Source organism: Conexibacter sp. JCM 18997, assembly GCF_055391915.1.
The window spans coordinates 3,697,108-3,709,427 of sequence record NZ_AP043885.1; the positions used below are offsets into that span (position 1 = coordinate 3,697,108).

13 protein-coding genes are annotated in these 12,320 nt (G+C 73.2%); 5 read left to right on the forward strand and 8 right to left on the reverse strand.

The annotated features are described in order from the left end of the window. Positions 1-18 precede the first annotated feature (18 nt). Positions 19-2,538, forward strand: coding sequence for a hypothetical protein (locus ACZ5UI_RS18650; protein ID WP_464189685.1), 2,520 nt, complete (start codon positions 19-21; stop codon positions 2,536-2,538). A gap of 71 nt (positions 2,539-2,609) precedes the next feature. After that, positions 2,610-3,452: a hypothetical protein gene (locus ACZ5UI_RS18655; RefSeq protein ID WP_464189687.1), complete on the forward strand. Its 843-nt coding sequence runs from the start codon at positions 2,610-2,612 to the stop codon at positions 3,450-3,452. Between the two features lie 30 nt (positions 3,453-3,482). On the opposite strand, the gene ACZ5UI_RS18660 is transcribed toward ACZ5UI_RS18655, so the two are convergent. Together ACZ5UI_RS18660 and ACZ5UI_RS18665 are read right to left on the reverse strand one after the other, a co-directional pair. Further along, entirely contained in the window at positions 3,483-4,460 is a 978-nt protein-coding gene (locus ACZ5UI_RS18660) for a GDP-mannose 4,6-dehydratase (RefSeq protein ID WP_464189689.1), read from the reverse strand. A gap of 9 nt (positions 4,461-4,469) precedes the next feature. After that, positions 4,470-5,210 carry an SGNH/GDSL hydrolase family protein gene (locus ACZ5UI_RS18665; RefSeq protein WP_464189691.1) on the reverse strand — a complete coding sequence of 247 codons (741 nt, stop codon included), beginning with the start codon at positions 5,208-5,210 and terminating at the stop codon, positions 4,470-4,472. 66 nt (positions 5,211-5,276) lie between these two features. Between ACZ5UI_RS18665 and gmd the strand changes: the two genes are divergently transcribed. Both gmd and ACZ5UI_RS18675 read left to right on the forward strand, forming a co-directional pair. Beyond that, positions 5,277-6,284 (forward strand): GDP-mannose 4,6-dehydratase, encoded by a 1,008-nt coding sequence (gene gmd, locus ACZ5UI_RS18670; RefSeq protein WP_464189693.1) that lies wholly within the window; start codon positions 5,277-5,279, stop codon positions 6,282-6,284. Beyond that, positions 6,281-7,231 carry a GDP-L-fucose synthase family protein gene (locus tag ACZ5UI_RS18675; RefSeq protein ID WP_464189695.1) on the forward strand — a complete coding sequence of 317 codons (951 nt, stop codon included), beginning with the start codon at positions 6,281-6,283 and terminating at the stop codon, positions 7,229-7,231. Before gmd ends, ACZ5UI_RS18675 begins: the two co-directional genes overlap by 4 nt. On the opposite strand, the gene ACZ5UI_RS18680 is transcribed toward ACZ5UI_RS18675, so the two are convergent. The 6 genes from ACZ5UI_RS18680 to ACZ5UI_RS18705 are packed head-to-tail and all read right to left on the reverse strand — an operon-like array spanning position 7,228 to position 11,605. Beyond that, a complete protein-coding gene (locus ACZ5UI_RS18680; RefSeq protein ID WP_464189697.1) occupies positions 7,228-8,175 on the reverse strand; it encodes an NAD-dependent epimerase/dehydratase family protein in 948 nt (315 codons plus the stop codon). The two genes, ACZ5UI_RS18675 and ACZ5UI_RS18680, sit on opposite strands and share 4 nt — an antisense overlap. Positions 8,176-8,189: 14 nt before the next feature. Next, the gene (locus ACZ5UI_RS18685) at positions 8,190-8,636 is read right to left on the reverse strand and encodes a serine O-acetyltransferase (protein WP_464189699.1); all 447 of its coding nucleotides are present in this window, start codon (positions 8,634-8,636) and stop codon (positions 8,190-8,192) included. 10 nt (positions 8,637-8,646) lie between these two features. Beyond that, positions 8,647-9,177: an acyltransferase gene (locus ACZ5UI_RS18690; protein WP_464189701.1), complete on the reverse strand. Its 531-nt coding sequence runs from the start codon at positions 9,175-9,177 to the stop codon at positions 8,647-8,649. Between the two features lie 10 nt (positions 9,178-9,187). Next, complete coding sequence (locus ACZ5UI_RS18695; protein ID WP_464189704.1) at positions 9,188-9,859, reverse strand: phosphatase PAP2 family protein; 672 nt, start codon at positions 9,857-9,859, stop codon at positions 9,188-9,190. Further along, positions 9,856-10,944 (reverse strand): glycosyltransferase family 4 protein, encoded by a 1,089-nt coding sequence (locus ACZ5UI_RS18700; RefSeq protein WP_464189706.1) that lies wholly within the window; start codon positions 10,942-10,944, stop codon positions 9,856-9,858. Before ACZ5UI_RS18700 ends, ACZ5UI_RS18695 begins: the two co-directional genes overlap by 4 nt. A 4-nt stretch (positions 10,945-10,948) precedes the next feature. Continuing rightward, positions 10,949-11,605, reverse strand: coding sequence for a DapH/DapD/GlmU-related protein (locus tag ACZ5UI_RS18705; RefSeq protein ID WP_464189708.1), 657 nt, complete (start codon positions 11,603-11,605; stop codon positions 10,949-10,951). 57 nt (positions 11,606-11,662) lie between these two features. Here ACZ5UI_RS18705 and ACZ5UI_RS18710 point away from each other — a divergent pair, with 57 nt between their 5' ends. Beyond that, positions 11,663-12,283, forward strand: a complete 621-nt coding sequence (locus ACZ5UI_RS18710) for a serine acetyltransferase (RefSeq protein ID WP_464189710.1) — start codon at positions 11,663-11,665, stop codon at positions 12,281-12,283. The last annotated feature ends 37 nt before the right edge of the window (positions 12,284-12,320 follow it).

Sequence of the window (12,320 nt, forward strand, 5' to 3'; positions counted from 1 at the left end):
TCACGGAAGTCCAGGGCCGTGGCCGCCCTCTCCTTGTTCGCGCTCCTGGCGGGCGCCGCACCCGCCGCCGCCGCCGTCACCGCCACCTCCGTCAGCAACCCGACCGCCGGAGCAGCCCTCGACGGCGTGGCCGGAACGCCGATCACGTTCACCGGCACCAGCGACGGCGCGCCCGGCGACGAGGTCGCCCTGCGCTGCTTCCGCCCGGACTTCCCGATCGAGAGCACCGCCTTCGCGGTGGGCACGGTCGGCGCCGGCGGCGACTGGACGGCCAGCGTCGACGGCGCCGACCTCCCGACCGGGTTCTGCGACCTGCGCGCCGTCCCGCTCTCCTGGTTCGCCGACGACGTCACGCCGTACGCCGCCACCCGCGTGCGCGTGGGCTCGCGCCAGGCGCCCGTCCACGACACCGCGACCGGGGCCGCGCTGCTGACCGACTTCGTGATCGACGAGCTCGACGCCGCCGCGGTGACGCTGGCCTCGATGGGCTCGTGCGCCGTGTGCGCGTCGGCGCTGGTCAACGACGCCTCGATCGGGCAGCTGGGCGGCCAGCTGTGGGCCGGCACGGGCGTCCTGCCCGGCCTGGAGGAGGACGACGGCCCGGCGCGCGCAGGCGCGCTGGTGGACGGCGTGCGCGCGTACGCGCCCGGCTCGATCGCCCCGGGCCCGGCGGCGATCGGCGTGGTGTTCGCGCCGTGGGGCCTGAACGCCCTGCCGGGCTTCGCCCCGTTGCAGTGGACGACGAGCACGGCGCCCGACGGCACCCGCACGAGCGTCGAGACGCAGGCGCTGATGCGCTGCTCGGGCGACCCGGACGCGCTCGACGGCCCCTCGTGCGCCGCGCTCGCACCCACCGGCGTCCAGGTGCGCCGGACGGTGACGATCGACCCGACCGCGACCCAGATCGACATCGCCGACCGGTGGACCGCGACCGACGGCCGCCCCCACACGCTCGATCTCGACTGGCGCCAGACGCTCGCACCCGACACGCCGCGCATCAAGCGAGGCTGGGACGGCGAGCCGTTCTCGGCCACCCAGGCTCCCCGCACGGTGCCCGGGCCGGGCGGCGACAGCGCCGCGGCGACGATCTACGCCGCCGGCGCGGCCAGCCCCAGCACGATCGCTCCCCAGGGCGCGATCGTGTTGGCGCCCGCGCCCGAGGACGTGCGCTTCCTGCCCGGCAGCGTCGTCGGCTCGATCGCCAACCGCCTGGCCACCCGGCAGCTCGTCGACGTCCCGTCGCACGCGCCGGTCACCACCCATCAGGTGTTCCTGCTGGGCGCGTCGCGCACGGCCGTGGAGGCCGCGGCCGTCGCCGCGCAGGAGCGCATCAGCGCACCCGAGCCGGGCCCGGTGCCGGAGAACACCACCGCGCCGTCGCTGCAGCCCACCAGCGCGAGCACGGTCAGCGCGACGCTCACCGCCAGCGCCGGCCGCTGGACGCAGCGCCCGACGTCCTACGACTACCAGTGGCTGCGCTGCGCGGCCGACGCGCCCGACCGCTGCGCCCCGATCACCGGCGCCACCCGCACCACCTACACGCTGTCCGGCGCCGACGTCGGTGCGCGCGTGCGTCTGCAGATCGTGGCCACCAACGCCCAGGGCGTCTCCGACCCGGCCCGCTCGACCCCGACCGAACCGGTCACGCTGGCCGCGCCCGGCGCCAGCGCCCCGCCGGGGGTCGAGCTGCGCGTCGGGACCGCCGGCACCAGCGCGGTGGCCGTCCGCGGCGCGTGGACCGGCGAGCCGACCGCCTTCACGCAGCAGTGGCTGCGCTGCGCCGCCGCCGACCCGGACGCGTGCACGCCGATCCCGGGCGCCGTGAAGCCGACCTACCGCATGGCGCTGGCCGACGCCGGAGCCGTCCTGCGCGTCGACGTGACCGCCGCCAACCCGACGGGATCGACCACCGCGCGCTCGATCCCGGACCCGCCCGTCCAGCTGACGGCGCCGGCGTCCCTGGGCCCGCCCACCTTCGCGCTGGACGCCCCCGCGGTCAGCGCGGTGGCCCGGCGCAGCGTCGGCCCGTGGGGCGGCGAGCCCGTGGGCTACACGCAACAGTGGCTGCGCTGCGACGCCGCGACGGCGGAGGACTGCGTGGCCATCGCCGGCGCGACCCAGGGCAACTACAAGCTCACGACCGCCGACGCGGGCCGGCGCGTCCGCGTCGCGGTGACCGCGACCAACGGCGCGGGCGCGACCACCGCGCGCTCGGCCGCCAGCGCCGTGGTGGAGCTGCTCGCGCCGGTCAACGCGGCCGCGCCGAAGATCACGCCCCGGACCAGCGGCGCCGCGACCAGCTGGGTGGGCACGACCGGGCGCTGGACCGGTGAGCCGACGACGCTGACCGTGCGCTGGCTGCGCTGTGGCGCCGCCGACCCCGACGACTGCGCGCCGATCACCGGGGCCACGGCGACGACGCACAAGCCGGTGGCCGCCGACGCCGGGCACCGGCTGCGCCTGGAGGTCGGCGCGACCAACGCCGCGGGCAGCGCGCTGCCGGCCCGGTCCGATCCCAGCGAGGTGATCGCCGCGTGAACCGTCCGGGCGGGCCGCGCATCGCTTGCTAGCCTGGCCCGCCCCAGCATTCCCGACAGTCAAGGTCGACAATGAACCGCCGCCGCACGCTCGCCGTCTCCCTGTGCAGCGCCGTCGCGCTCCTCGCGTCGCCGCTGATCGCGGGCGCGGGCGCCGCCCCGCCGAAGCTGACGGTCGCCTCGCTGGGCCTGAGCACCAGCAGCGTGCAGACCGGCGGCACGGTCGCGGCCGGCGGCAAGATCGCTAACACGGGCAACCGGATGGCCAGCGCCGACGTGCGCCTGGTGTTCACGTCGGGCACCACGCCCACGACGGTCGTGACCGCGAAGGTCACGAAGATCAAGCCGCACAACAAGACGGCCTACCGCCTGTCCGGCGCGCTGCCCGCGGCGCTCGCGGCCGGGACCTACACCGTGACCGTCTGCGTCGCCTCCAGCTGCAAGGCCGCGTCCGGGCCGGTGACGGTGACCGCACCCGTCGTCCTGCCGCCCCCGATCACGCCGACGCCACCGACGACGCCGTCGACCCCGACGCCGACCCAGGTGGCCGCCGACGGGCCGTTCGGCGTGTCGGCCACGACGCTGGGCCAGCGCGAGCCGCTGACCATCTTCTACAACGACCTGCCCGCGGCGCCCGCGGGCACGACCTACAGCCTGCAGGTGCGGCCGTGGGGCAACGCGCTGACCAACTGCGGCCGCTACAACACGGTCCGCCTCCAGCGCCCGCCCTATCCGGCCACGTCCGTCCTGACCCCGGTGACCACGGCCGCCAACGGGCGCCAGATGCAGGGTTGGTGCGTCGGCACCGCCTGGGTCGGCCTGTACGTGCTCACGTCGGGCGGCAGCCAGACGCCCGCCGAGGCCGCCTACAAGGTCGCGGTCACGTTCACCGCGCAGACCGCACCCCCGGCGTGAGCGCGCCGGCCGCGTCGCGCTGACGCCGGGCTAACGGGCCGCGGCGGCCTGCGGCTCCAGCGCCGCCAGGTCCGCCTCGACCATCTCGCGGATCATGTCCTCGAAGGACGTCCGCGGGGTCCAGCCGAGCTCACGCATGGCCTTGGACGGGTCGCCGACCAGCGGCACCGGATCGGGCGGGCGCACGAACGTCGGATCGACCACGACATAGGGCTCGGGATCGATGTCGACGACCGCGAAGGCGGCGTCGACGAGCTCGCGCACCGTACGACTGACGCCGGTGCAGACGACGTAGTCGTCGCCCTCGTGCTGCTGGAGCATCAGCCACATGGCCTCGACGACATCGCGGGCGTGGGCCCAGTCGCGGGTCGCGCTGAGGTCGCCCAGGCGCAGCTCGTTGGCCAGCCCGAGCTTGATCTCGGCCGCCGTGCGCGTGACCTTGCGGGTGACGAAGTCGGGCGGCCGGCGCGGCGACTCGTGGTTGAAGAGGATCCCGCTGGACGCGTGCATGCGGTAGCGCTCGCGGTAGGTGGAGACCATCAGGTGTCCGTAGAGCTTGGCCACGCCGTAGGGCGTGTGCGGCCGGAACGGGGTGTTCTCCGACTGGGGGCTCTCGCTGGTGGCGCCGAAGATCTCCGACGACGACGCCTGGTAGAGGCGGATGTGCGGGTCGAAGATGCGGATCGCCTCGAGCATCGAGGTCACGCCGACCGCGGTGAACTGCGCCGTCATCACCGGCTGCTTCCAGGACGCGGGCACGAACGAGAACGCGGCCAGGTTGTAGAGCTCGTGGGGGCGCGCCGTGCTGACGGCGTCCAGGAGCGTCATCTGATCCAGGAAATCGCCCTGGACCAGGGTGATGTCGGAGCGCAGGTGCTCGATCAGGTGAAACCGAGAGGTCGGCGAGCGCCGGACCATTCCCCACACCTCGTAGCCCTTCTCCAAGAGCAGCTCTGCGAGATAGGAGCCATCCTGGCCCGAGATGCCGGTGATCAGGGCGCGAGGCATGGCGCGATTCTACAGCCGACGTCCATCTCGGTCCGTTGCGCCGGCCCGCCCGAGGACCTCACCGACCGCGACCCCCACGACATCGGCGATTCGGCGGTGGCCGGTTCCGTTCGGATGGAAGTGGTCGGCGAAGTAGTCCTCCCACGGACGACACGCCGAGTCGACGTCGACGAAGCGGGCGCCGCTGGCCGCCGCGACGCTCCGGGAGATGTCCGCGTACCGGGCCAGCTCCTGCGCCGAACCCGGAAAGAACCGATCGTCGATGGCGAATCCGCCGATCAGGATCACCCGCTCCGGGCCGATCTCCTGCACCATCTCCCGCAGGGTCTCCTCATAGGCCTGAGGCCCCAGCCACTGCTCGCGGCCGGACACCCGCATGATCGCCGTCTTCGTCCGCCAGCGCAGCGCGGACTCGACCCGCTGCCCGACGCGACGCGTCGGCCGCTGGCTGAAGTACGGGCGCGGATCGAGCCACCCCGGCCGGCGCCACCGCGGCGGCACCCAGCGCAACGCGCTCGCCGTGGGGCGGAGGATCGCCTCCGTGATGCCGTGGGCGATCAGGACGACGTCAGCCTCCGTGGCGGCCGGGACGTCCCGCCGGCTGATCTTCTTGGCCGTCCCGCTCAGGTCGATCAGATCGAGATCGAGGTCCTCGGCGATCAGGATCGGGAACTGCCGGCCCTGAGCCCCGAGACCGGCGGCAATCGAATCCCCGAGTACCGCCAGACGTGCCCGATCGTCGTCAACCATGGGCGTGGCAATCTAACAATCGACCCAGGGGTCGCCAGCGCGGTGGCCGCCGCTAAGATCCACGCGGTGCCCAAGGCTCTGATCACCGGGATCACCGGACAAGACGGGTCCTATCTGGCGGAACAGCTCCTGGAGAAGGGCTATGAGGTCCACGGCCTCATCCGCCGGTCGTCGTCGTTCAACACCGAGCGGATCGACCAGCTGTACCGCGATCCGCACGAGGAGCAGGTCAAGCTGACGCTGCACCACGGCGACCTGAGCGACTCATCGCGCCTCGTGCGCCTCATCTACGAGCTGCAACCCGACGAGGTCTACCACCTCGGCGCGCAGTCCCACGTGCGGGTCAGCTTCGACATCCCCGAGTACACCAGCGACATCACGGGGATGGGAACGGTCCGCCTGCTCGAGGCGATCCGCGACGCCGGCGCCAACCCGCGCTTCTACCAGGCGTCCTCCTCGGAGATGTTCGGCTCCACCCCGCCCCCGCAGGGCGAGGACACGCCGTTCCACCCGCGTTCGCCCTACGCCGTGGCCAAGGTCGCCGCGTACTGGATCACGGTCAACTACCGCGAGGCGTACGGGATGTTCGCCTGCAACGGGATCCTGTTCAACCACGAGAGCCCACGCCGCGGCGAGACGTTCGTGACCCGCAAGATCACGCGAGCGCTGGCCCGCATCCAGGCCGGCGTGCAGGCCAAGCTGTACCTGGGCAACCTCGACGCGCAGCGCGACTGGGGCTACGCCCCGGACTACACCGACGCGATGTGGCGGATGCTGCAGGCCGACGAGGCCGAGGACTACGTCGTGGCCACCGGCGAGATGCACTCGGTGCGCGAGTTCCTCGACGTCGCCGGCGCCCACCTGGGCCTGAACTGGCAGGACGTCGTCGAGCTCGACAAGCGCTACGAGCGCCCGTCGGAGGTCGACGCGCTGTGCGGCGACTACAGCAAGGCCAAGGAGAAGCTGGGCTGGACGCCCACCGTCACCTTCAAGGAGCTCGTGCAGATCATGATCGACGCCGACGTCAAGGCGCTGGACGATCAGCTGTCGGGCCGTGGAGTGCGCCTGAGTTGACCGAGCCGGCCGCCAGCTTCTGGGACGGCCGACGGACGGTGGTCACCGGCGGCGCCGGCTTCCTGGGCCGCTTCGTCGTCGGCCAGCTCGAGGGCCTGGGCGCCGAGGTGTCGGTCCCGCTGACCCGCGAGTACGACCTGCGCGACGCCGCCGCCTGCCGGGCGGCGGTGGACGGCGCCGACACCGTCATCCACCTGGCCGCCCGCGTCGGGGGCATCGGCTACAACCGCCGCAACCCGGCGCCGCTGACCTACGACAACCTGATGATGGCCGGCAACGTCTTCGAGCAGTCGCGGCAGGCCGGCGTGCGCAAGCTCGTCGCCGCCTGCACCGTCTGCGCGTACCCGAAGATCGTGCCGACGCCGTTCAACGAGGACGACCTCTGGGCCGGCTATCCGGAGGAGACCAACGCGCCCTACGGGCTGGCCAAGAAGATGATGCTCGTGCTGTCGGACACCTACCGGCGCCAGTACGGCTTCGACTCGGTGGTGCCGATCCCGGCCAACCTGTACGGCCCCGAGGACAACTTCGACCTCGAGGACAGCCACGTGATCGCGGCGATGATCCGCAAGTACGTGGAGGCCCGCGACGCCGGCGAGGAGCAGGTCGTCCTGTGGGGCACCGGCCGCCCGTCGCGCGAGTTCCTCTACGTCGAGGACGCCGCCCGGGCGATGCTGCTGGCCGCCGAGCGGCTGCAGACCTCGCAGCCGGTGAACATCGGCACGGGCATCGAGACGCGCATCCGCGACCTGGCCGCGCTGATCTGCGAGCTGACCGGCTACCAGGGTGAGACCGTGTGGGACCCGTCGCGCCCCGACGGCCAGCCGACGCGCTTCCTCGACGTGCGCCGGGCCCGCGAGCTGATGGGCTTCGAGGCGCGCACGCCGCTGCGCGACGGGCTGCGCGAGACGATCGCCAGCTTCGAGACCGCGCTGACGAACCGCTAGGCGCGGTCGCCCGCGGTGCTGCGGGCCCACTCCATGGTCCGGCGCAGGCCCTCGGTCAGATCGACCTCGGGCGCCCAGTCCAGCTCGCGCCGCGCACGGCCGACGTCCAGGCAGCTGCGCTCCATCTCGCCTTGGCGAGCGGGCGCGAGCTGCGGCTCGAAGTCGCCCTTGGCGTGCGGGGCCAGCGCGCCGACGATGTCCAGCACGGAGCTCTCCTGGCCGGTGCCGACGTTGTACTCGCCGTGGGCGTCAGGGTGGGCGAGCACGGCCAGCAGCGCGCGCACGACGTCGCCGACGTAGACGTAGTCGCGGGTCTGCCTGCCCGTCCCGTAGATCGTCGGCCGCTCGCCGGCCTCGAGCTTGCCGCAGAAGATGGCGATGACCCCGGCCTCGCCGAGCGGGTCCTGGCGCGGGCCGTAGACGTTGCCCAGGCGCACCGTCGCGCCGCGCAGGTCGAACAGGCGGCCGTAGAGCCCGATGTAGCGCTCGGCGCAGAACTTCGACTGGCCGTAGGGCGCCTCGGGCAGCGGCTCGACCGTCTCGGGCGTGGGGATCACCTCGGCCTCGCCGTAGATGGCGCCGCCGGTGGAGACGTTGATCACGCGGGCGCCGACCTCGCGTGCCGCGTTGAGGACGTTGATCGTGCCCTCGACGTTCGTGCGGGCGTCGTAGGCCGGGTCGGCGACCGAGCGGCGCACGTCGATCTGGGCCGCGAGGTGGAAGATCACCTCGGGCTGGACGTCGGTGGCCACCCGCTTGGCCGCCTCGGCGTCGCGGATGTCGGCGCGGTGCAGCACCGCTCCGTTGGCCAGCGCGGCCTCGAGGTTGACCTCCTTGCCGGAGGACAGGTCGTCGAGCACGGAGACCTCGTGGCCCTCCTCGAGCAGCGCGTCGACGAGGTTCGATCCGATGAAGCCGGCGCCGCCGGTGACCAACGTTCGCATGGTCCGCAGCGTAGTCAGCGTTTCTGGTGGCGAGCTCCGTCGAGGCTGAGGATCTGCGCAGGAACGCCCGCGACGACGGCATCGTCGGGCACGTCCTTGGTCACCACCGCGCCCGCACCGATCGTCGCGTTGTCCCCGACGGTGATCGGGCCGAGCACGATCGCGCCGGCGCCGATCGTCACGTTGGAGCCGATCACCTGACGCCGCGGGTCGGCCGTGGCGATGTCGGCGGCCAGCGTCACGCCGTGGTAGATGAAGACGTCGTCGCCCACCGTCGTGTTGGGGTGGATGACCAGGCCGACGCCGTGATGGCCGACCTTGAGGTTGTCGCCGGCGATCAGCTCGGGCGGGATGACCGCGCTGTAGATGACGAGGTTCAGCGCCTTGACGACGCGGGCCGCGCGCCGGAAGCCGCGCCGGTGCAGGCGCGCGCTGAGGCGGTAGAGCTCGACGGGGCCCATCGCGGCCGCGCTACATCCACTCGCGGCGGTAGTCGAGCTGGTAGCGCAGGTCGCGCGGGCGCTCGCCCAGCGGCCGGGCGGGAACGCCCGCCACGAGCGTGTAGGGCGCGACGTCCTTCGTCACCACCGAGCCGGCGCCGACCACGGCACCCTCGCCGATCGTCACGCCCGGGAGCACGGTCACGCCGGTGGCCAGCCAGGCGTAGGTCTCGACCGTGACGGGCGCCTCGGTGCCGGCGAAGTCGGGCGAGCGCACGTCGTGGGAGGCGGTGATCAGGCGCGTGTAGCTGGAGATGTTGACGTTCTCGGCGATCTCCAGCCCGCCGCGCCCGTCGAGCAGGCAGTGGCGTCCGATGATCGTGTGGCCACCGATGACGATCCCCTTGGGACCGTTGACCTCGGTGTGCATCATGATGTTCGCCGTGGCGATGTCGGTGAAGCGCACGCCCAGCTTGCGGTAGGCGGCCAAGCGCGGCTGCACCAGCGGGATGCGGCTGGCCAGCTCGTTGACGAGCGCTTCGCGCGGCGGGCGTTGGAGCACGGACGCCATCCTATTTCGCCCTGGCCGCCCAGGGCACGCCGAGGGCCACCAGCGCCGCCAGCCAGGCCGCGCCGAGCGCCAGGCCGGCGATCACGTCGCTGGGCATGTGCGCGCCGGAGACCACCCGCGTGAGGGCCATCACGACGATCAGCAGCAGCGCGATGATCGCGATCGCCCGCTGGCGCACCGGCCAGGTCACGAGCGCCACGTAGCCGAGCACGGCGATCGCGAAGGCGGCATGGCCGCTGGGGTAGTTGAGGCCGGCGCCCTCGACCTCGCGCCACAGCGGCGTCGGCCCGAACAGGTGCTTGAGCAGCTCGTTGACGCCGGTCACGGCCCCGGCCACCAGCACCAGCAGCCCCCAGCGCCGGCCGTAGTTGTCGGCCAGGACCAGGCCGACGGCCACGACCAGGCACGGGGCGACGACGTCCGACGTGGCGTAGCCCAGGAACTGGAACCCGAACCACACCTGGCTGGGGAAGTCGTAGTAGGGCTTCCAGGTGTCGTAGCGGTCGGCCAGCCACTGCTCGCCCGGCAGCGGGCCGACCTCGTGCAGGAACCCGTCCAGGGCGAAGACGAAGGCGAACAGCGCGAGGGCGACGATCAGCAGGCGCGCGCGGTGGCGCGCCGCCCACTGACCCAGCCCGGCCAGCGGCGGCTGCGGGTCGGCCAGCGGCGTCACGCGCGCGCGGCCAGGATGCGGTCGGCCGCGGCGGCGATGGCCGCGGCGTTCTCGCGCGCGCGGCCGACGCGCTCGAAGCCGGCGGCCAGCTCCCGACCGCGCTGCGACAGCGTGGGCAGGTCGAGCTGGGGCAGGAGCTCCAGGAAGCCGTCGGCGAAGCGCTCGAAGTCGATCACCAGCCGCGGGTCCAGCTGCGCGGCCAGCTCACCGGCGCCGACGCGGTCGGAGACGATCGGCACGGCCCCGCAGGCCATCGCCTCCAGCACGGTGTAGGCGAACGCGTCGGAGCGCGAGGGCAGGATGAAGACGTGCGCGCGGGCCAGCAGCTCGGGCACCGAGTCGCTGATCGTCAGGCCGGCGCGCGCCGCCACGCGGCGCGACCACGGGTCCGACGGGCCCCCGACCGCCTCCAGCACCACGCCATCGGGCAGGCGGCGGTTGAGCTCGTCGACCACGTCGATGCCCTTGCGCAGCGACAGCGGGCCGACGAACGCGACGCGAATCGGCCCGTCGCCCTTGGGTCCGGGCCGGTAGCGCTCGAGATCGACGCCCGGGTACAGGTGCAGCAGCTTCTCGGCGGGCACGCCGCGCTGCAGGAACTGCTGGCGCACGGTCTCGGTGGTCACGCGGATCAGGTCGACCCGCTCGATCTCGGCCAGGCGCTGGCGGCGCTGGGGCTCGAAGTAGTCGCCGGTGCCGCCGGTGGCCCGCTCGGACTCGGCCACGCGGGCGCGCTCGACGTCGGGATGGCAGGTGGCCTGGTGGATGCAGACGACGCGATCGGCGCGCGGCGGGGGCGCCACGCCGCAGATCGCGAAGGCCAGCTGCCAGCCGTCGCGCGGCACGGCGCGGCGGACGCGCTCGGTCTGCAGCATCACGCCGGCGAACGGGGCGATCCGCCGGCCGATCTTGGAGGCCGCCGCACGCTGCAGGGGCAGCGCGGGCTGCGTGCCCACGAACGCCGCGGGGATGCCGTTGTGCTGGAAGCCGTGGAGGATGTCCTGGGACGACCGGCCCAGGCCGCCGGCGCCCGCGAAGGCGGGCGCGACGACGACGGCGCGCTGCACGCGCGAAGCGGGCGCCACGCGGCTACTCCACGACCAGCGCGCGGACGTCGTCGGCCGACAGCCCGTCGAGATCGGCCTCGAAGAAGCGCCGGTTGCGGTCGATCCGGTCCTCGGGCCACTCCCACCAGCGCAGCTGCGACAGGAGGTCGACGACGTCGGCGGCAAAGCGTGGGCGGATCGCCTTGGCCGGCACGCCGCCGACGATCGTCCACGGCGCGATGTCGGAGACCACGACGGCCCCGGCGGCCACGATCGCCCCGTCGCCGATCGTCACCCCGGGCAGGATCGTCACGCGGTCGCCCAGCCACACCGCGTCGCCGATCGTCACCGCGTCGACGACCGAGGGCACCTCCCAGCCGCGCGCCGTGTACATCGGGTAGTAGGCGCTCGCGCTGGTCGCGCGATGGTTGCTGGTGATGGCCAGCAGGTCGCGCCCGCCGACGACGTAGCGGCCGATGGTCACCGGGCCGTTGCCCTTGAACAACGCCCCCTCGTCGATCGCCGAGTGCGCGCCGATCGTCGTCGGCGTCCACAGCCGGGCGTTCATGGCCACCCGGCAGGAGGGATCGACGTCGACCGGGTACTTGTTGAAGCGCGACAGCTGCTCGATCCGGTAGCGCCGCTTGGCCTTGGCGGACCAGGTCCGCGCACGGACGGTGACGGCCTTGGAGATCGACATGCGGGCAGGATAGGCCCGGACCATCTGCAGGGCCGGTCCTCGCTAAGGTTCCGCGCGGTGGCGTCCCTCCTGCTTCGCGTCCTGACCAGGGCCCGGCTCGCGTTCTACGAGCTCCTCCTGGCCGGGGTGCAGCGCACGTCCGTCCGCGCCGCCTTCGAGCGCGACGCCCTGCGCAACCGCGAGGTCGATCCCGACGGGCCGGACGCCGCCACCCGCCTGCGCTTCGAGGCCGCGCGGGCGCTGCAGCAGCGCGAGGTGCGCTCGATCCTGTACTACCGCTGGTCGCAGGGCCCGGCGCGCGAGCAGCTGCTGGCCAAGATCCTGGAGCGCCTGCTTCCCGGCGCGCCGACGCTGCAGATCGAGCACTGCCGCGACCTCGGCCCCGGCCTGCGCCTGCCCCACGGCTTCGCCTCGGTCATCTGGGCCGAGCGCATCGGCCGCGACTGCACGATCCGCCAGCAGGTGACGATCGGCGTGCGCGACCTCGAGGAGCGCCGGCACTACCCGGTGCTGGGCGATCGCGTGACGGTCGGTGCCGGGGCGATCGTCCTGGGCTCGATCACCATCGGCGACGACGCCACGATCGGCGCCGGGGCGGTGGTCCTGCACGACGTCGCGCCCGGCGTGACGGTCGTCGGCGTGCCCGCGCGGCCGATCGGGGCGCACACCCCGGCGTGAGCGCACGCTTCGCGGTCCAACATATGGCCATGGAGTT